18 protein-coding genes are annotated in these 17556 nt (G+C 71.5%); 9 read left to right on the forward strand and 9 right to left on the reverse strand.

Going from position 1 to position 17556, the window contains the following annotated elements:
- Positions 1-198: 198 nt before the first annotated feature.
- Positions 199-621 (reverse strand): phosphoribosyl-AMP cyclohydrolase, encoded by a 423-nt coding sequence (hisI, locus tag VQ02_RS04845; RefSeq protein WP_048443036.1) that lies wholly within the window; start codon positions 619-621, stop codon positions 199-201.
- Positions 618-1277 (reverse strand): GTP cyclohydrolase I FolE, encoded by a 660-nt coding sequence (gene folE, locus VQ02_RS04850; protein ID WP_048443037.1) that lies wholly within the window; start codon positions 1275-1277, stop codon positions 618-620. The genes hisI and folE overlap by 4 nt, the downstream gene beginning before the upstream one ends.
- Positions 1278-1546: 269 nt before the next feature.
- On the opposite strand from folE, the gene VQ02_RS04855 reads away from it, so the two are divergent.
- The 3 genes from VQ02_RS04855 (at position 1547) to thrS (ending at position 4521) form a co-directional block, all read left to right on the forward strand.
- On the forward strand, positions 1547-2017 hold the full coding sequence (locus VQ02_RS04855; RefSeq protein WP_048443038.1) for an iron-sulfur cluster assembly scaffold protein: 471 nt from the start codon (positions 1547-1549) through the stop codon (positions 2015-2017).
- A complete protein-coding gene (gene yidD / locus VQ02_RS04860; protein WP_048443039.1) occupies positions 2014-2331 on the forward strand; it encodes a membrane protein insertion efficiency factor YidD in 318 nt (105 codons plus the stop codon). The genes VQ02_RS04855 and yidD overlap by 4 nt, the downstream gene beginning before the upstream one ends.
- 177 nt (positions 2332-2508) lie before the next feature.
- On the forward strand, positions 2509-4521 hold the full coding sequence (gene thrS / locus VQ02_RS04865) for a threonine--tRNA ligase (protein WP_048443040.1): 2013 nt from the start codon (positions 2509-2511) through the stop codon (positions 4519-4521).
- A 276-nt stretch (positions 4522-4797) separates the two neighbouring features.
- On the opposite strand, the gene VQ02_RS04870 is transcribed toward thrS, so the two are convergent.
- The 5 genes from VQ02_RS04870 to VQ02_RS04890 form a co-directional block, all read right to left on the reverse strand.
- Positions 4798-6243 carry a TadE/TadG family type IV pilus assembly protein gene (locus tag VQ02_RS04870; RefSeq protein WP_048443041.1) on the reverse strand — a complete coding sequence of 482 codons (1446 nt, stop codon included), beginning with the start codon at positions 6241-6243 and terminating at the stop codon, positions 4798-4800.
- Complete coding sequence (locus VQ02_RS04875) at positions 6228-7025, reverse strand: TadE/TadG family type IV pilus assembly protein (protein WP_083469057.1); 798 nt, start codon at positions 7023-7025, stop codon at positions 6228-6230. Before VQ02_RS04875 ends, VQ02_RS04870 begins: the two co-directional genes overlap by 16 nt.
- Positions 7025-7576 carry a TadE/TadG family type IV pilus assembly protein gene (locus VQ02_RS04880; RefSeq protein ID WP_048443042.1) on the reverse strand — a complete coding sequence of 184 codons (552 nt, stop codon included), beginning with the start codon at positions 7574-7576 and terminating at the stop codon, positions 7025-7027. Before VQ02_RS04880 ends, VQ02_RS04875 begins: the two co-directional genes overlap by 1 nt.
- Positions 7577-7733: 157 nt before the next feature.
- A complete protein-coding gene (locus tag VQ02_RS04885; protein WP_048443043.1) occupies positions 7734-8570 on the reverse strand; it encodes a transporter family protein in 837 nt (278 codons plus the stop codon).
- Positions 8545-10992, reverse strand: a complete 2448-nt coding sequence (locus VQ02_RS04890) for a glycosyltransferase family protein (protein WP_048443044.1) — start codon at positions 10990-10992, stop codon at positions 8545-8547. Before VQ02_RS04890 ends, VQ02_RS04885 begins: the two co-directional genes overlap by 26 nt.
- 220 nt (positions 10993-11212) lie before the next feature.
- Here VQ02_RS04890 and VQ02_RS04895 point away from each other — a divergent pair, with 220 nt between their 5' ends.
- The 6 genes from VQ02_RS04895 to VQ02_RS04920 all read left to right on the forward strand — a co-directional run bounded on the left by VQ02_RS04895 (position 11213) and on the right by VQ02_RS04920 (position 15736).
- Positions 11213-11776 (forward strand): nitroreductase family protein, encoded by a 564-nt coding sequence (locus tag VQ02_RS04895; RefSeq protein ID WP_048443045.1) that lies wholly within the window; start codon positions 11213-11215, stop codon positions 11774-11776.
- Positions 11777-11880: 104 nt separating this feature from the next.
- On the forward strand, positions 11881-12507 hold the full coding sequence (locus VQ02_RS04900; RefSeq protein WP_048443046.1) for a flavin reductase family protein: 627 nt from the start codon (positions 11881-11883) through the stop codon (positions 12505-12507).
- 211 nt (positions 12508-12718) lie between these two features.
- Entirely contained in the window at positions 12719-13009 is a 291-nt protein-coding gene (locus VQ02_RS04905) for a ribbon-helix-helix domain-containing protein (protein WP_048443068.1), read from the forward strand.
- Positions 13002-13385 (forward strand): type II toxin-antitoxin system RelE/ParE family toxin, encoded by a 384-nt coding sequence (locus VQ02_RS04910; protein ID WP_048443047.1) that lies wholly within the window; start codon positions 13002-13004, stop codon positions 13383-13385. Before VQ02_RS04905 ends, VQ02_RS04910 begins: the two co-directional genes overlap by 8 nt.
- A gap of 66 nt (positions 13386-13451) precedes the next feature.
- Positions 13452-14492 carry a transglycosylase SLT domain-containing protein gene (locus tag VQ02_RS04915; protein WP_053080232.1) on the forward strand — a complete coding sequence of 347 codons (1041 nt, stop codon included), beginning with the start codon at positions 13452-13454 and terminating at the stop codon, positions 14490-14492.
- Between the two features lie 23 nt (positions 14493-14515).
- Entirely contained in the window at positions 14516-15736 is a 1221-nt protein-coding gene (locus tag VQ02_RS04920) for a DUF2336 domain-containing protein (RefSeq protein ID WP_048443048.1), read from the forward strand.
- Positions 15737-16016: 280 nt separating this feature from the next.
- Here the strand turns inward: VQ02_RS04920 and bioB are convergent, their stop codons facing one another.
- Complete coding sequence (bioB, locus tag VQ02_RS04925; RefSeq protein ID WP_048443049.1) at positions 16017-16997, reverse strand: biotin synthase BioB; 981 nt, start codon at positions 16995-16997, stop codon at positions 16017-16019.
- Positions 16994-17551 carry a biotin transporter BioY gene (locus tag VQ02_RS04930; RefSeq protein ID WP_048443050.1) on the reverse strand — a complete coding sequence of 186 codons (558 nt, stop codon included), beginning with the start codon at positions 17549-17551 and terminating at the stop codon, positions 16994-16996. Before VQ02_RS04930 ends, bioB begins: the two co-directional genes overlap by 4 nt.
- Positions 17552-17556: the final 5 nt, after the last annotated feature.

Genomic DNA, 17556 nt, shown 5'->3' on the forward strand with positions numbered 1-17556 from the left:
ACGGTCCGCCACATCGCGGTGAACGTCGCAGCCCGCAAAAAAGGAAAGGATTCCATGCGCCTCGCCCTCAAAACCGCAGGCTGGGACGACGACTACCTCGTCAGGCTCGTTGCCCCATGACACTTCACCCGATTGCCCTGACCCGCGACGCCCAGTGAACCCGTCCCTCCGCGGGAGAGAGGGTTACACGTCCATGCTCTACGAAGCGCGAGGAACCAGCGTCACCGCCCCGCTCTCCGCGTCGTAAGCCACACCGCGATAGAAGCAGTCCCGCCGCCCGGTGTGGCAGCAGCCGCCATCGCCGCCGACGCGCACCCGCAGCAGGAGCGCGTCCTGGTCGCAATCGACCCGCATCTCAACGAGGGTCTGGATCTGCCCGCTGGTGGCGCCCTTGTGCCAGAGTTCACCCCGCGAGCGCGACCAGTACCAGACCTCGCCGGTGGCGAGCGTCCGCGCGAGGGACTCGGCGTTCATGTGGGCGAGCATCAGCACCGCGCCGCTGTCGGCATCGACCGCGAGCGCGGTGATCAGCCCGTCGGCGCCGAAGCGGGGCGTGAAGGTCTCGCCCTCCTCGAGGTCGCGCTTCGCGCCGGGAGGGGGGAAGACGGGAAGCGGGTTCATCGCCGGTCGCGCACCAGGGTGAGGAAGCGGACCTGCTCGGTCGGGTCCTGCTTGAACACGCCGGTGAACTGGGTGGTGATGGTCGAGACGCCGGATTTCTGGACGCCACGCATCGCCATGCACAGGTGCTCGGCCTCGACCATCACGGCGACGCCGCGGGGATGCAGCACCGAATCGATCGTCTCGGCGATCTGCGCCGTCATCGTCTCCTGGGTCTGGAGCCGGCGGGCGAAGGCATCGACGACGCGGGCGAGCTTCGACAGGCCGACGACGCCGCGGCGGGGGTAGTAGGCGATGTGGGCCTTCCCCATGAACGGCACCATGTGGTGCTCGCAATGGGAGTGGAAGGCGATGTCGCGCACCAGCACGATGTCGGAATAGCCCTCGACCTCCTCGAACACCCGGTCGAGGATGGCATCCGCGTCCTGGCGGTAGCCGCCAAAGATCTGCTCGTAGGCCTTCACCACCCGCTGCGGCGTCTCGCGCAGGCCCTCGCGCTCCGGGTCGTCGCCGGCCCAGCGCAGCAGGGTGCGCACGGCGGCCTCGGCCTCCTGGCGGGTCGGCCGCTCGGTGACGCGCTCCGGCCGGGGGGCGTCGCTGCGCTTGTCGGCCGCCTCCGGGGCCCGGACCGACAAGGACTTCAGCACCGCATCCATCACGCCTCCAAGGTCCCGGCTGCCCAGCCTCCCGACTGCTCAGGATACGGGCAGCCATGCCGGGGATTGAGATGCGCCCCGATCCGGCCGCGCCTCGCGGAGCCGGGCAACGGCGCCTATATCGTGGGTCCGGCCCGGCCACGCAATGCACCGGGCGCGCAGCAGGTCACCGCACGCCCGACCATCCCCCCGTCAAGCCAAAGTCGACCCCACCCGGTCAAGCCCGATTCGTCCGTCCCACGGCCCCTCTCGTCCAAAGTACGACCGCCATGCTCGACGACATCTACAACGCCCGCATCCTCACCCTCGCGGCGGATATCCCGCGCCTCGGCCGGTTGCCGGCCCCGGAGGCGAGCGCGTCCAAGCACTCGAAGCTGTGCGGCTCGACCGTGACGGTCGATCTCGTCACCGACGGCGGCACCGTGACCGACTTCGCCCACGACGTGAAAGCCTGCGCGCTCGGCCAGGCCGCGTCCTCGCTGATGGCCCGCCACGCGGTCGGGTCCACCGCGACGGAGTTGCGCTCACTTCGCGACGCGGTGCGCCGGATGCTGAAGGAGGGCGGACCGGCGCCGGAGGGGAAGTTCGCCGACTTCGCGGTGCTGGAGCCGGTGCGGGACTTCAAGGCGCGCCACGCCTCGACCCTGCTCACCTTCGACGCCGTGGTCGACGCCCTCGACCAGATCGCCGCCAAGGGCGAGGCCGAAGGGGAAGCGAAGGGGGAGGCGGTGCCGGCGTGAGCCCGACCCGCCGCGCGGCGCACCTCGCCATCCGCGGCTACCAGCTCTCCCTGTCGGGGCTCGTCGGGCGCCAGTGCCGGCACTGGCCGTCCTGCTCCGCCTATACCGACGAGGCGATCCAGCGCCACGGCCTGTGGGCGGGCGGCTGGATGGGCCTTGCCCGGATCTGCCGCTGCGGCCCCTTCGGCACCCACGGCATCGACCTCGTGCCGGAGGTGCGACCGCCGGGCTCCGCCTGGCACCGCCCCTGGGCCTATGGCCGCTGGCGCGGGGTCAACGCCCCGCCGCCGCTCTGCGAGGGCGTCGACGGCTGAGGCGCCTGGCGCCGCATGAAGGCGACGGCGTCAGGGTGTGACTGTCATTTCGCGCCATCGCTGCTATGACGGCACCCGTCCGGCGCGCGGCCTTCGGTGCCCGCCGGACATCATCCACCACCCGGCTTACCTGCACCGTGCGCAGGAGTGAGCCCCGAGGAGTCTTCAAACGATCCCATGCCGATCCTGACATTTCCCGATGGCGCCACGCGGTCCTTCGACGGCGCCGTGACCGGCCGCACCGTCGTCGAAGGCATCGCGAAGTCGCTGGCCAAGCGCACCGTCGCCATGGCTCTCGACGGCACCGTGCGTGACCTCGACGACACGATCGCGGAGGATTCCCGCATCGAGTTCCTCGACCGCACTGACCCGCGCGCCCTCGAGCTGATTCGGCACGATTGCGCCCACGTGCTGGCCGAGGCGGTGCAGTCGCTGTGGCCGGAGACCCAGGTCACGATCGGCCCGGTGATCGAGAACGGCTTCTACTACGACTTCCACCGCGAGACCCCGTTCTCGCCGGAGGATTTCCCGGCGATCGAGGCGCGGATGCGCGAGATCATCGCCCGCGACGCCCCCTTCACCAAGGAGGTCTGGGCGCGCGACGACGTGCGCCAGCTGTTTGAGGAGAAGGGCGAGGCGTTCAAGGTCGAGCTCGTCGACGCGATCCCGCCGGGCGAGGACCTGCGGATCTACCGCCAGGGCGAGTGGTTCGACCTCTGCCGCGGCCCGCACATGACCTCGACGGGCAAGGTCGGCACCGCCTTCAAGCTGATGAAGGTGGCCGGCGCCTACTGGCGCGGCGATTCGACGAAGCCGATGCTGAGCCGCATCTACGGCACGGCCTGGGCCTCGCAAGGGGACCTCGACGCCTACCTCAACCGCCTGGCCGAGGCCGAGCGCCGCGACCACCGGCGGCTGGGGCGCGAGATGGACCTCTTCCACTTCCAGGAGGAGGGGCCGGGCGTGGTGTTCTGGCACCCGAAGGGCTGGACCCTGTTCCAGGCCCTGATCGCCTACATGCGCCGGCGCCTGAAGGGCGACTACCAGGAGGTCAACGCCCCGCAGATCCTCGACAAGGCCCTGTGGGAGACCTCGGGCCACTGGGACTGGTACCGGGAGAACATGTTCGTCACGAAGACCGAGGACGAGCGCGTCTTCGCGATCAAGCCGATGAACTGCCCCGGCCACGTGCAGATCTTCAAGCACGGCCTGAAGTCGTACCGCGACCTGCCGCTGCGGCTCGCCGAATTCGGGTCGGTGTCGCGCTACGAGCCCTCGGGCGCCCTGCACGGGCTGATGCGGGTGCGCGCCTTCACCCAGGACGACGCCCACGTCTTCTGCACCGAGGACCAGCTCGCCGCCGAGTGCCTGAAGATCAACGACCTGATCCTCTCGACCTACGCCGATTTCGGCTTCGACGAGATCGTGGTGAAGCTCTCGACGCGGCCCGAGAAGCGCGTCGGCTCGGACGCCCTGTGGGACCACGCCGAGGAGGTGATGACCCGGGTGCTCGCTCAGATCGAGGAGCAGTCCGGCGGACGGATCAAGACCGCGATCAACCCGGGGGAGGGCGCCTTCTACGGGCCGAAATTCGAGTACGTGCTGCGCGACGCCATCGGCCGCGACTGGCAGTGCGGCACCACGCAAGTCGACTTCAACCTGCCCGAGCGGTTCGGCGCCTTCTTCGTCGATGCCGACGGGCAGAAGAAGACGCCCGTGATGGTCCACCGCGCGATCTGCGGCTCGATGGAGCGCTACACCGGCATCCTGATCGAGCACTTCGCCGGCCACTTCCCGCTCTGGCTGGCGCCGCTCCAGGTCGTGGTGGCGACGATCACCGGCGAGGCGGACCCTTACGCCCGCGAGGTGCTGAAGGCCGCCGGCGCCGCAGGCCTGCGGGCCGAGGCCGATCTTCGCAACGAGAAGATCAACTACAAGGTCCGCGAGCATTCCCACGCCAAGGTGGCGGTGATGCTGGTCGTCGGCCGCAAGGAGGGCGAGGAGCGCACCGTCTCGATCCGCCGGCTCGGCAGCCCGCAGAGCCGCACCCTGCCCCTCGACCAGGCGCTCGCCGAGCTGGTGGCCGAGGCGACCTTCCCGGACTTGCGCCGGGCGCAGGCCGTAGCCAGCAGCGTGCCGAGCGCGGAGGCGACGCTCGACTCGCATCACGGGCAGGCGCCTGTGCCGTAATCACGCCCGGGCGGACGACGCCCGGTGCAGCCTGAAATGGAGCCGGCGCCCGATCGCATCCCCGATCGGGCGCCGGTCTCGTTGGAGACGGGACCTGAGCACCGCTCGGCCGGCGCCGAAGCGGGCCCCGTCCGGCGGTGAGAACGCTGGAGGAACACGAAAGCCTCCAGCGGAACGGCGTCTCACAGTCCCGCTCAAGGCGCCGCCGAGGAAACGGCGATCCTTGAGGCGGTCGCAGGTTCGGCCCGGACCGTCCTCAATTTGGCGAAACAAGGCTCACTGCGTGAGGCGGGCGACCTTCAGCGCCTGCTCGAACATCGCGTTCAAGGCAGCAGTGATGTTCTCCGGCGAATCGGCGGTGCGGAAGTAGCCCGGCGAGGCGCAGGCCTGCAGCGGCGTGGCCAGGGTCGGGCTGAACTTGTTGACCTTCGTGTTCTCGTCGGCGACGACGCCGCCCTTATCGACGAAGGTGATCTTGTTGTAGGGGATGTAGAGGATCGAGATCGTCGCCCCGGCGTCCTTCAGGGCCTTGCAGTTGGCAGGGTCGATCTGGGACGGCTTCGAGCCGTCCCACCACGCGTCCGCGTAGCCCTTGAACTTCGACGGGCTGCCCGGATAGGCGGTCTTGCCGTCCTTCGCGGTGAAGAAGTTCTGCCCGTTCTGCATCCCGTCGGTGACGAGGAAGATGAACGGCTTGCGGGCGGAGCTGGTCGAGCCGTTCCCGTAGCCGTTCTGGCCCACGATCGTCTTCATCTGGGGGAAGGCATTCTCGAAATGGGTGCCGCCGGAGCCTGTGCCGGTGGTCGGATCGTTGCCGGTGTAGAGCTGCGTCGTGCCGGTATCGAGGAGGTTGGTGAAGGCGAGCGGCCAGCCGAGGGAGCACTGGGCGGCGGTCTTCAGGGAGGCCACGTCGCTGGTCAGGGGAGCGAGCGTCGCGAGCTGGTTGATGAACGGATAGATGCCGATCCGGTACTGGCCGGGCACGACCGGGAACGAGGCCCGCTGGATCAGCGCGCAGACCGCGTTGTTCACCGCGTCCGACCGCAGCTGGATCTTGCCCGCCGCCAGGCCCCAGCCCTTGTTGCCGGGGAAGTGGCAGGCGAACTGGCAATTCTGCTTGTAATCCCCGAACATGTCGTCGTTATTCTTGGCCAGCTGCGTCATGCCGGCCTCGGTCGAGGGCAGTCCCATCGAGCCCGACACGTCGACCATCAGGTAGAAGTCAAGGTAGCTCGGCAGGTCGGCCTCGGCCGTGACCGTGTTGGTCACCGTCGTCGTCGGCACCATGAACAGCTTCCCGAAGCTGTTCTGGATCGTCGCCGTGTAGGTGATCGACGAGCTGAGCGTCTGCCCGACGAGCTTCACCTGCGGCGGCTGCAGCGACACGCTCGTCAGCGGGACGTTGCCGATGTTGACGTTGAAGGTGTTGACGGCCTGGGTCTTGCCGGCGTTGACGGCGGCGGTCATCACGTCGCTCTGGGACGAATTGGCGGCCACGTAGGACTTGGCGGTCACGACAGCAGCGAGCGCCGCGGCGTCCGCCGCGCGGTCGAGCTGGGCCCTGCTGTTGACCGCCATGCCGTAATCGACCCCGAATCCGACGAGGCCGACGAGCGGGACCAGGCTGAGGCCGAACAGGATGGCGATGCCGCCGTCGCGGTCCTTCCACAGGGACTTCGCCGCTGCGGCAAGGCGGCCGGCGCAACTTAGAAACCGGGACATCTCTTGGCCATTCCGTCGCTGTTGGTGGTGTCGTAGTTGACGAGGGTGGCGTAGCGCGGCTGGACGTAGGCCGACCGCGCGATCCGCACCGGCGGGAAGAACTGCGCGCCGAAGGTCGGCGTGAAGGTGAACACCACGTCGATCACGATCAGCGAGGCGGGTCCGAAGACGGAGCGCGGCAGGGCGGACCGGCTCGGGGCCGCGGAGTTGTCGGCGGGCGTCTGCGCCACGCCGCAGGGCCGGTAGGCCGCCCCATCCGCCGGCTGCGTGGTGCCGGTGCTGGTCCAGACGACATCGGCCGTGTAGCAGGCGCTTAGGTCGCTGCTGTTGGTGCAGTTCGTCGCCTGCTGCGTGAACTGGATGCCCGCGTAGTTGATCGTGATGACCTGCCACCACTCCTTGCCCTGACGCTTGCCGTCGGCCATCAGGTAGGGGAACAGCACCAGGGCCGCGTCGTAGCTGAAATGCAGGTCGGCGGCGGTGACGAGCCCGACGGTCGAGGTCGAGTTGGCCGGGGGCGCCACCTGGGACAGCATCTGGCTGATCGACCGCACGACGAGGTCGATCTTGCGCATCGCATTGATGTAGGCGACGAGCTGGAAGCCCCCGAGCATCAGGGCCAGCAGCACGGGCAGGATGAGCGCGAGCTCGACCGCGGCGAGCCCGTCCTCGGCCGCCCGGAAGCGCCGGATCCGCGCGCCGACCCCACCTGCCGCTGCAAGCCTGGTCAGGCCGGGGAACGGCCTCGCGGCGCGGCGTGGGCGGGCGGGCGCGGCGCTCATCAGAACTGTTCATTGCGGAAGGCGGCGGTGGAGACGATGAGGTACGCCGCCTTGCCCTTGTACGTCGTTCCGCTGCTCAGCCAGTCCGTCAGCAGGGCGGGCACGAAGGTGACCGGGTAGATGACCTGCAGGTACTGGTAGTCGCCGCTGGTGCCGAGGTTGAACTGGCCGCCACCGGCCGTCAGCGTCGGCAGCTTCAGGCCGCTCATGTCGGAATTGGCGTAGGCGTAGTAGCCGCCGGGCTGGGCCGCCTTGTTCACGACGTAGAGGTTGACGATGACGTCGTCGCAGGACATCGCGGCGGGCAGGTACTCGCACAGGGCCGTCGTGAAGCTCGCGAGGGAGACCGGCGGCGACTGCGACTGGGCACGGCCGACAATGATCTGCCTCGACGCCTGCTCGGTGGCGAAATCGAGCTGCTGGTTGAAGTAGAGGAGCTGGGCGACGACCATCGTGAACAGCAGGGCCGTGATGAACAGCGCGCCGACGAGGGCGAACTCGACCGCCGTCGATCCCTTGATGTCACGGAGAAGGTCCAGCACGCGTCGCATGCCGGGCACCGTAGCGTCAGGATGTTAAAACACTGATAATCGAATCGGATAGGCTCGAATGCCTATCCGATGACCCTCCGGAAGTGCGGGGCGCGTCGCGTGATGGACTGGTCTTGCCGCAGCACCGGCCGAGGCGGGGCGGGCGGCGGTGGTCCGGTCACGGATCCTTGGCGATCGCCTCGATGTCGCGGTCGATCCCGCTCTCGACCTTGAAGTCCTGGGTGTAGACCTTGCCGTCGTGACGGGCGATGAGCTGGTACTCGCCCTCCGCCAGGGTCACCTGCGGGAAGGCGCCGATCGCCTCCCGGATCGTGTCGCCGCCGGGGGTGAGCACGCTGAAGGCAGTGCCCGCGAAGGCCTCGGTGCCGGGAGCGGCGACGAGCTTCAGGGTCACGGTGGCGGCACGGTGGTTCAGGGTCGCGTCGGTAAGGCGGCCGTTCTCGACCTTCAGGTCGGCGCGCTGGATCGCGTTGGAATCGCCCCAGGTCGAGACGACGTGGTAGGTGCCCTCGGGCAGGCGCACGACCTCGCCGGCCTTGACACCGTCGCGGACGAGCCGCCCCTCCGGGTTGTTGCCGATCGGCACGAAGACCGCGAAGGCGAGCTGTCCCGGCTGGATCTTCGCGTCGCCGACCGCACCGGCGAGGCGCAGCGCCCCGGCGTTGACCGTGAGCTGGTCGCTCGCCGTCCCGGACCCCAGGGTCACGCGCTTGGAGGTGCTGACGAAGCCGTAGGTGACGTTGGCGAGGTAGGTGCCGGGGGGCAGCCGGAAGATCGGCTGCGCCTCCTCGGAGCGGGCGAGCACCACCGGCTTGCCGCCCTCCGGCCGGTCCTCGTAGATCCGCCAGGTCAGGCCGCCACGCAGGGGCTTGGCCTCGCTGGTCAGCACCGCCCGCAAGGAGAGGCTGGCCTCGGCGGGGGCCTGCGCCAGGGCAGGGCCGCCCGAGAGCGCCAGCAGCGCCAGGGCCTCACCGAACCGCCGTCTCGCCCGCATCGTCGTCCCTCGCCAGGAGTTCGCTCGCCGCCGCCATCAGGTTGCCGACCGAGAGCGGGCGGAACCGGAACTCGACCACGTGCTTGCCCGCCGGCACTTCCACCCCGCGGAAGAGCAGGTTGGTGCGCAGGATCGGGCGGCGGGTGCCGTCGACCCGGGCCTGCCAGCCCGGATAGAAGATGTCGTGCAGCACCAGCACGCTGTCGCGGTCGGTCTCGACCTCCACGGTGACGACATTGCGGCGGTAGGCGAGGATCGTCGCCGTGCCCTTGGCCGCCGTCACCGGGGCGGCGGGGTCCTTGAGGCCGAACTCGCCCCTGATCCGCGGCACGCTCTCCTGGTCGACCAGCGCGGTCTCGCTGCCCTCGAATTCCGGCAGCTCGTCCTGGCTGAGCACGCTCTCGGAATCCACCGGCACCAGGCGGGTGGCCAGGTAGGCCCGGGGCTTGGCCGGGTCGAGGCGGTAGATCCACATCGAGCCGGAGCCGTAGAGGAGCTTCGCGCCGGTCAGCTGCGGGAAGTGCCGCGGCAGGCGCTCGGCCGGCCGGTCGAGCACGAGGTATTCGAGGCCGAGCAGGCTCGCGAGGCGCGAGCGGTAGCCGCGGAACAGGCCGGGGAACTGGCGCAGGTTCGGGTCGGCGGCGTTCTCGCCGGGGCCGACGGCGCGTTCGTAATCGGCGAGCCGCAGGGGGTTGTAGCCGATCGTGTCCTCGAGCCCGAGCACCATCGAGGCGTTCTGCCAGGCCCCGCCGAGGCCGAGGATCTCGACCCGCGGGTGCTCGCCCTTGGCGTGGCGGGCGTCGAGCTCGGCCTTCAGCAGCGTCAGGCCCTGGAGCTGCTCCGGCGGCAACTGCTGGAACACCGCGTAGCGGCCCGCCGGCTCGGCGTTGAGGGAGGAGCCGGCATTGCGCCAGACCAGCTCGGCGCCGAGGATCGCGACGAGGCAGGACGCCGCCAGCGCCCGCCGGCGCGGGCCGGCGCGCAGCAGCACGGCCGCCACGACGGCGGCGATCGCGGTGCCGATCAGGCCGTCGCGCAGGGCGTCCGCCAGGTGCTGGGCCTTGGCCGCGTAGGCGTAGGAGACGAAGAGGACACCGCCGAGGGCTGCGAGCGCCAGGGCGGGCAGGGCGAGGGCGGTCAGGGCGGCCCGTGCCGCCGCGCCACGGCCCGCGGCGGCGGACCACAGCCGGGGCGCGCCCTCCGTCACGTAGCGGTGGACGAGGTATCCGGCGGTGAGCGCGATGCCGATGTTGATGACGAAGGTGGCGTCGGCGGGCCGGCGATAGAGATCGACGCCCGGGACGTGGTCGAAGATCGGGGCGAAGAGCGGGGTGTAGCGCCCGAGGGCGTAGAGCACGGCGGCGGCGAGCACGATGACCGGGTAGCGGATCTCCCGGGCGGCGAGGCGCCCGCCCGCCACCCCGTGCCAGAGGATCAGCACCGCCGGCAGGGTGCCGGCGAAGAGGTAGTTCACCGCCCGGTCAGTCCAGGTGTTGCCGTCCATCGACTGCCAGTCCGGGCCCCAGTAGTCGTAGGTCCAGCGCAGCGAGCCGAACACGTCGGCGAACAGCGCGGTGGCGAAGCTCGAGGGCGGCAGCGAGCCCATGATGGCCGCGCCGTAGCCGAAGGACGGCCGGGTCGAGGTCATCAGGAACTGCATGGTGAGGAGCGAGGGCACCGCCAGCAGCGCCCCGCCGACCAGCCCCATCACGGCGAGCACGCCGAGGCGCCCGCGCAGGTAGAGGAGCGGCGCCGGCGCGGTCAGCACGGCGTGGACCGCGACTCCGATCAGGCTGAGGCCGCACAGGAAGGCAACCTGGTCGCGCCCCACCGTCATCGCGGCGGCCACCACCGCGAAGGCGAGGCCGTAGGCGTAGGAGCGGCGGGCGAGCGCCTCCTCCAGGAGCCACCAGGCCAGGGGCACGAAGCCGTAGGAGATGATCATGCCGGTGTGCTGCAGCCGGGCCGAAGCCGAGCCGCCGAGCACGAACACCATCGCGGCCGCGACCGCGCCGACCGGGTGCCAGCCCCGGCGGCGGAACAGCAGCAGGGTCGCGACCGCGCCCGGGATCAGGTGGGCGAACACCACCGCGTCGAACAGCTCCATCGACGGCGAGGGATCGAGCCACGCGAAGAACAGCATGGTCGGCGTGAAGAGGAGCGATTGCGGATCGGCGACCGAGGGGTGGCCGGCGAAGTGGTAGGGGTTCCAGAGCGGCAATTCGCCGTTGGCCAGCGCCGCGCCGAGGTAGCGCAGCATGGGGTAGAAGTGGTTCTTGGAATCCCACGGCACCACCGCGCCGTTGAGGGGCCAGATCGCGGCGGCGGCGGCCCAGAACAGCATCACGGCGGCGAGGGCGAGCCAGAACTCCCGGGAGGTCCAGGGATGGGGCAGGGCGAGGGGGGCGGGATTGCGCGTCATGGTGCAGTCGGCGTCCTCGGCTCCGGCTGGTCCGGCTACTCGTCGTCACGCCCGGCCGTGGCCGTCCGGGTCGGAAAGGTGCTTAAAGGGGTGATCGGGACGTCAGGATGGCAACGGACGCCTGCCTCACCGGCAGCCGGGGCCACTCCCGCAGTCGACCGGTCGCCGCGACCGCAGCCAACCTGTCCCGCTCGATGTAGCTCAAGCCACTGAAGCCGAGATGAACGCAACCCTCGACCTTCTCCGTACCCGCCGCTCGGTGCCGCCGGCGCAGCTCGCCGGCCCGGGCCCGACCCCCGACGAGCTCGACGCCATCCTCTCCGCCGCCTCCCGGGTGCCGGACCACGGCAAGCTCGCGCCCTGGCGCTTCATCCTGATCGAGGGCGAGGGGCAGGCCCGCATCGGCCGGGTGGTGGCCGAGGCCTACCGGGCCGACCACCCGGAGGCCGACGACAAGCGCCTCGCCCTCGAGGCCGGGCGCCTCGGCCTCGCGCCGCTGGTGATCGCCGTGGTGTCGCGGGCCGGCCCGCACGTGAAGATCCCGGACTGGGAGCAGGTGCTCTCGGCCGGAGCGGCGACGATGAACCTCGTCGTGGCGGCCAATGCCCTGGGCTTCCGCACCGCCTGGCTCACCGAGTGGATGGCCTACGACCGCCGGGTGCTCGACGCGCTGGGCCTCGACCCGGCCGAGCGCCTGGCGGGCTTCGTCCATGTCGGCCGGGCCGCTGAGGTGCCGAGCGACCGGCCGCGGCCGGCGCTCTCCGAGATCGTGACCCGGTACTGAGCGGAGCCGGGCTGGCGCGGCCCCCCCGGGATGCTCTACTGCGCGGCGGGCGGCCCGCGCCGGCGGGCCCGCCGTCCGTTCTTGAGCATCAACCGGGGCCGCCGATGCATTACGACGCCGAGACCCGCACCCTGCCGCACAACCCGTTCAAGGCCCTGGTGGCGCCGCGCCCGATCGGCTGGGTCAGCGCCATCGGCGCCTCGGGCCAGCTGAACCTCTCGCCGTACTCGTTCTTCAACGGCGTGGCGGACAGCCCCGAGATGGTGATGTTCTCCTCCTTCGGCCGCAAGGACGCGCTCACCTTCGCGGAGGAGGGGGGCGAGTTCGTCTGCAGCTTCGCCACCTTGGCGCTCAAGGATGCGATGAACCAGACCTCGGCGCCGCTGCCCCGGGGCGAGAGCGAGTTCGACTTCGCCGGCCTCGCCACCGCGCCGTCCCGCAAGGTGCGCCCGCCCCGGGTGGCGGCCTCTCCCGCCGCCCTCGAGTGCAAGTGGCTGCAGACCATCCCGCTGACGCCGGCCGGCGGAGGCGAGGCGTCCTACTTCATGGTGATCGGCCAAGTGGTGTCGATGTACATCGACGACCGCTTCGTGACGCCGGAGGGCCGGGTCGACACCGGGGCGATGCGGCCGATCATGCGCGGCGGCTACTTCGATTACTTCACCGTCGAGCCCGAGGCGCGCTTCGAGATGCGCCGGCCAGCCGGCGGGGGCGACGTGCCGCGCCGCTGAGCGTCGACGCCCTGCGCTGTCCGGGGTGCGGGGCGGGCCCGCGAGGTTCATCCCGCCTGCGCGGGCGTTTCCGCGACCGGAGGGTTCTTCCCTGAGCGCTCGCGTCGTCGATCGCGAACCCGCCGAAGACGTGACGCCGCAACAGGTGACATGCGCCCACAGGTAGGATTTTATGCTACCGTCACGGGTGACCATTGCGAAGGGTCCGATCATGCAAGCCGCTGAGAAGATCAGCATCACCATGACGGCCGAGCAGCTCCGCGCGATCCGCGAGAGCGTCGCGGCGGGCGAGTACGCCTCCACCAGCGAAGTGCTGCGCGACGCGGTGCGCCTCTGGCAGCGCCGGCGCCAAGAGGATGCCGAGCGCTTGAACGCCATCCGCGCCCGCATCCGCCGTTCGCTGGACGATCCCCGGCCCGATCTGACCGGCGACGACGTGCAGGCCGATCTGGATGCGCTGTTCGCCGAGGCTGAGGCCGAGAACGAGATCAAGCGTGCATAGGCTGCCGGTAACCTACCGGACGGAGGCGCTGGCCGATCTGCGCGACATCTTCCGTGTGGTCCTACGCGCCAGCCGCCATCTGAAAACCAGCAAAGGCTTCGTGCAGCGGATCAAGGATCGCTGCGAACGCATCGGCGACGCTCCGCGCGGGGGACGCCCACGCGACGATCTGGAACCCGGCCTGCGCACCGTGCCGTTCGAGCGCGTGGCCGTGATCGCCTACCGCGTCGAGCCGGGCCGGGTGCGGATCACCAACGTGTTCTACGGCGGACGGGATTTCGAGGCCCTGTTTGGCGGTCACGAGCCGGGGGAGACGCAGGAAGGCCTTGCGCGGGACGCACCCGTCCCGGTCCGCTTCAAGCTTCCTTTACCATAACGCCATCATCCTCGGGCCCATGAGAGAGCCGGCCCGCGCGTCGCGGCGCCGCTCCGGCGGGCCGCCATGTTCCTGTTCACCAGCACGCCTTCCCGAGGACAAGCCAGCCAGGGGGCCGCCACCCAGGCGACCGCCGCCACCGGCCGCGCCGCCGCGGGCAACCCGGTGATCGAGGCGATCCGGCAGGGCGCCGAGAAGACCGGCGCCGCCTTCGACTACCTGCTCTCGACGGCGCAGCGCGAATCGAGCCTCAATCCCTCCGCCAAGGCCGGCACCTCCTCCGCCACCGGGCTGTTTCAGTTCATCGAGCAGACCTGGCTCGGGGTGATGAAGCAGGACGGGCCGGCGCTCGGCCTCGGCGCCTATGCGGACGCCATCACGCCGCGCGCCTCCGGCGGCTATGCGGTGAGCGACCCGGCCGCCCGGCAGACGATCCTCGACCTGCGCCGGGACCCGGAGATCGCCTCCGCCATGGCCGGGGCGCTGACCCGCCGCAACGCCGACGCCCTCTCGGACGCCCTCGGCCGCTCGCCGAACCGGGCCGACCTCTACGCCGCCCACCTCCTCGGCGTGCGGGGCGCGCTGACGCTGATCCGCGCCGCGGAGGGCGCGCCCGGGCGGGCGGCCGCCACCGACCTGCCGGAGGCGGCGGCCGCCAATCGCGGCCTGTTCTACGACCGTACCGGCCGGGCGCGGAGCGCCTCGGAGCTCTACGCCGTGCTGGGCACGAGCCCGGGCGGCACGCCATCGGCCCAGGCTGTGGCCCAGGCCGTGGCCCAGGGTGCGACGGCCGCCGAGCCGCTGGCCTACGCGCCGGAGGCCGGCAGCGGCCTGCGCTCGCTCTTCCAGACCGACGCCCGGCGCGGGCCCGTCTCCGACAGCGTCGCCCGCCTGTGGGGCGGCCGGAGCAGCGGTGCCTCGGCGCCGAGCTACTTCCCGCGCTCGAGCGAGGAGCCGGTCCTGGCCTCCGCCGCGCCCGCGACCGCGCCGGCCACCACCGCGCCGGCGGCGGACACCTTCCTGGGCGGCGTGCCGCTGCCGCCCTCCCGCCCGCGGGAATACGGCGGCGGTCGCGCCGGCCGCCCGCCCTCGCCGATCCAGTCCTGAGACGCCGTCACGGAGCCGCGCCGATGGTCATCCGCCAGTTCCTGCTCTGGACCCAGCACGAATCCGCCGGCCGGCGGGCCGAGGCGGCCTCGTCGCTGGCCCGGGCCTACCTCTACGCCAACCTCGACGCCGCGGCGCGCTGGGAGGCCAAGACCGCCGTCACGGCGCTCCTCGACGATCCGTCGCCCCTGGTCCGGCGGGCCCTGGCGGAGGCCTGCGCCAACGCCGCCGAGGCGCCCCGCAGCCTGGTGGTGGCCCTGGCGCAGGATCAGCCGGAGATCGCCGGCCTGGTGCTGTCGCGCTCGCCGGTCCTGTCGGATGCCGACCTCGTCGATTGCGCCGCCGTCGGCGACGAGGCGGGCCGCATCGCCATCGCGGGCCGGCCGCACCTCTCGGCCATGCTCTGCGGCGCGCTGGCGGAGATCGCCGGCGCCGCGGCCCTGCGGGCCCTCGCCGCCAATCCCGGCGCGCAGCTGACCCGCGGCAGCCTCCTGCGGATGGTCGAGCGCCACGGCGACGACGCGGCGCTGCGCGAGGCCCTGCTCGCCCGCGCCGACCTGCCGCTAGACGTGCGCCAGGCGGTGACCGCCCGCCTCGCCAGCGCGTTGTCGGACTTCGTGAGCGGCTGCGGCTGGCTCTCGCGGGAGCGCAGCGAGCGGGTGACCCGGGAGGCGCGGGAGCGCGCCACCCTGGGGCTCGCCGAGGGTTCGGGGAGAGCCGACCTGCGCCGCCTCGTCGCCTACCTGCGCGAGGCCGGCCAGCTCACCCCCGGGCTGATCCTGCGGGCGATGCTGTCGGGCCGGATGGCCTTCACCGAGGCGGCGCTGACCAACCTCTCGGGACTACCAGCCGAGCGGGTGGCGGGTCTCCTGCACGATCCCCGCGGCAGCGGGCTGGCGGCGCTCTATCGCCGGGCCGGCCTGCCGCCGGCCCTCGAGCCCGCCTTCGTGGGGGCGATGACGGCCTGGCACGAGGAGGATGCGGGTCTGCGCGAGAGCAGCGCCCCGGCCCTGTCGCGGCGGATGATCGAGCGGGCGGTGACCGCCTGCGAGCGCCTGCCCTTCGCCGACGCGCACGCTATCGTGGCCCTGCTCAACCGCTTCGACGCCGAGGCGGCTCGCGACGAGGCCCGGGTGCTCGCCCGGACGCTCGCGAGCGAGGCCGCCGTGGAGGCCGTGCTGGATTCGATCCCCGCCGCCCTGATGGAGAGCTACCGGCAGGATCGCCTGCGGCTCGCGGCCTGAGGCCCTAGCGTCGGGCAGCCCGCCTGTCGGCGCACATGACCGCGGCGGCGAGATAGCCGGCGAGGGAGACGATCACGGCCTGGGGATGGATCGGCGAGATGAAATGGGCGGTGACGCTCATCAGGTCCTCCCGAATCGATGACGTCGCAAGGCTACGACACGCCGCGTCCGGCCGGCAAGCCGGACGCGGCAAACATTGCCGTGTCGAGGACTGGATGATCCCGGCGGCGCGAACCGTGCTGTGCCGCCGGGACCTTGCGACCGGGCGCCGGACGGGGTTTCAGGTCGCGGCGGCACCGGGCCGGGGCGCCAGGGCGGCGAAGAGGGCCGCGTCGTCGTCCCGCTCCGCGTTCGGCGTCGTCAGCAGGGTCTCGCCGGAGAAGACCGAGTTCGCCCCCGCGAGGAAGCACAGGATCTGCGCCTCCCGACCGAGCTGCGCCCGGCCCGCCGACAGGCGCAGGACCGAGGCCGGCAGGACCAGGCGCGCCGTCGCCACCATGCGCACCACATCGAGGGGATCGATGTGCGGGCGGTCGGCCAGCGGCGTTCCCTCCACCGGCACCAGGGCGTTGATCGGCACGCTCTCCGGGTGCGGCGTCAACCCCGCCAGCACCCGCAGCAGGGCGGCCCGGTCCGCCATGGTCTCGCCCATGCCGAGAATGCCGCCGCAGCACAGCGCGATGCCGGCCTCCCGCACCGTCGCCAGGGTGTCGAGCCGGTCCTCGTAGCGGCGGGTGGAGACGATCCGCCCATAGAAGTCCGGACCGGTATCGAGGTTGTGGTTGTAGGCCGTCAGCCCGGCTTGCGCCAGGCGCGCGGCCTGGTGGGCCTTCAGCATGCCGAGGGTGACGCAGGCCTCCATCCCGAGGGCGCGCACGCCCTCGACCATCGCCACCACCGCGTCGAACTCCGCGCCGTCCCGCACCTGCCTCCAGGCCGCCCCCATGCAGAACCGCTCCGCGCCCGCCGCCTTGGCCCGGGCCGCGAGCGCCAGCACCTGGGCCGGGTCCATCAGCCGGTCGCGCGTCAGGTCGACCGCCCGGTGATGCGCCGATTGCGGGCAGTAGGCGCAATCCTCCGGGCAGCCGCCGGTCTTCACCGACAGGAGGCTCGCCCTGCGGATCCAGTTGGGATCGTGGAAGCGCCGGTGGACGGCGTTGGCCCGACCGACGAGTTCGAGCAGCGGCAGGTCGTGGAGCGCCGCGACCTCCTCGGTCGTCCAGTCATGCCGGACGGCCCCGTCCTCCATCGGCGGGCTCATCGGGCGCGGATCCGGCGCAGCCCCGGCGGGGCGGCGGCGCCCGCCGCGACGAGGCCGACCTTGACGAGGTCGCCGACGAGGAAGGGCGCGAGCCCGAGGGCGACGAGACGGTCGGCCGGCACGAAGAGAGCGAGCCAGGCGAGGCCGCAGCCGTAGACCACCGCGAGGCTGACCAGCATCGCGGCGACCCGGCCGAGGAGTCCGCGCCCGGCGGCGAGCCAGCCGACCAGACCGGCGGCGACGAGGTAGCCCGCCAGGTAGCCGCCCGTCGGTCCCGCCATGTAGGCCAGGCCGAGGCCGCGCTCCGGCGTGCCGGAGAAGACCGGCACGCCGGCCGCACCCGCCGCCAAGTAGCCCAGCATCGTCGCGACGGCGAGGCGGGGGCCGAGCGCCAGTGCGAGAGCCATGACCGCGAGGGTCTGCAGCGTCATCGGCACCGGCCAGAACGGAACACTGACCTTGGCCGCGAGGGTCACGAGGAGCACGCCCGCGACGACGAGGGCGACGTGTCGGGCCGCGCGCAAGGGCACGCGACCGGTGACGACGGTGGTCATCGGTT

It is taken from the genome of Methylobacterium variabile, from assembly GCF_001043975.1.
In the GTDB taxonomy this organism is placed as follows: domain Bacteria; phylum Pseudomonadota; class Alphaproteobacteria; order Rhizobiales; family Beijerinckiaceae; genus Methylobacterium; species Methylobacterium variabile.

Coding starts and splice junctions, on each gene's coding strand:
- hisI (WP_048443036.1), bottom strand. CDS start 621: ATGAACCCGCTTCCCGTCTTCCCCCCTCCCGGCGCGAAGCGCGACCTC.
- folE (WP_048443037.1), bottom strand. CDS start 1,277: ATGGATGCGGTGCTGAAGTCCTTGTCGGTCCGGGCCCCGGAGGCGGCC.
- VQ02_RS04855 (WP_048443038.1), top strand. CDS start 1,547: ATGCTCGACGACATCTACAACGCCCGCATCCTCACCCTCGCGGCGGAT.
- thrS (WP_048443040.1), top strand. CDS start 2,509: ATGCCGATCCTGACATTTCCCGATGGCGCCACGCGGTCCTTCGACGGC.
- VQ02_RS04870 (WP_048443041.1), bottom strand. CDS start 6,243: ATGTCCCGGTTTCTAAGTTGCGCCGGCCGCCTTGCCGCAGCGGCGAAG.
- VQ02_RS04875 (WP_083469057.1), bottom strand. CDS start 7,025: ATGAGCGCCGCGCCCGCCCGCCCACGCCGCGCCGCGAGGCCGTTCCCC.
- VQ02_RS04880 (WP_048443042.1), bottom strand. CDS start 7,576: ATGCGACGCGTGCTGGACCTTCTCCGTGACATCAAGGGATCGACGGCG.
- VQ02_RS04885 (WP_048443043.1), bottom strand. CDS start 8,570: ATGCGGGCGAGACGGCGGTTCGGTGAGGCCCTGGCGCTGCTGGCGCTC.
- VQ02_RS04890 (WP_048443044.1), bottom strand. CDS start 10,992: ATGACGCGCAATCCCGCCCCCCTCGCCCTGCCCCATCCCTGGACCTCC.
- VQ02_RS04895 (WP_048443045.1), top strand. CDS start 11,213: ATGAACGCAACCCTCGACCTTCTCCGTACCCGCCGCTCGGTGCCGCCG.
- VQ02_RS04900 (WP_048443046.1), top strand. CDS start 11,881: ATGCATTACGACGCCGAGACCCGCACCCTGCCGCACAACCCGTTCAAG.
- VQ02_RS04905 (WP_048443068.1), top strand. CDS start 12,719: ATGCAAGCCGCTGAGAAGATCAGCATCACCATGACGGCCGAGCAGCTC.
- VQ02_RS04915 (WP_053080232.1), top strand. CDS start 13,452: ATGTTCCTGTTCACCAGCACGCCTTCCCGAGGACAAGCCAGCCAGGGG.
- VQ02_RS04920 (WP_048443048.1), top strand. CDS start 14,516: ATGGTCATCCGCCAGTTCCTGCTCTGGACCCAGCACGAATCCGCCGGC.
- bioB (WP_048443049.1), bottom strand. CDS start 16,997: ATGAGCCCGCCGATGGAGGACGGGGCCGTCCGGCATGACTGGACGACC.
- VQ02_RS04930 (WP_048443050.1), bottom strand. CDS start 17,551: ATGACCACCGTCGTCACCGGTCGCGTGCCCTTGCGCGCGGCCCGACAC.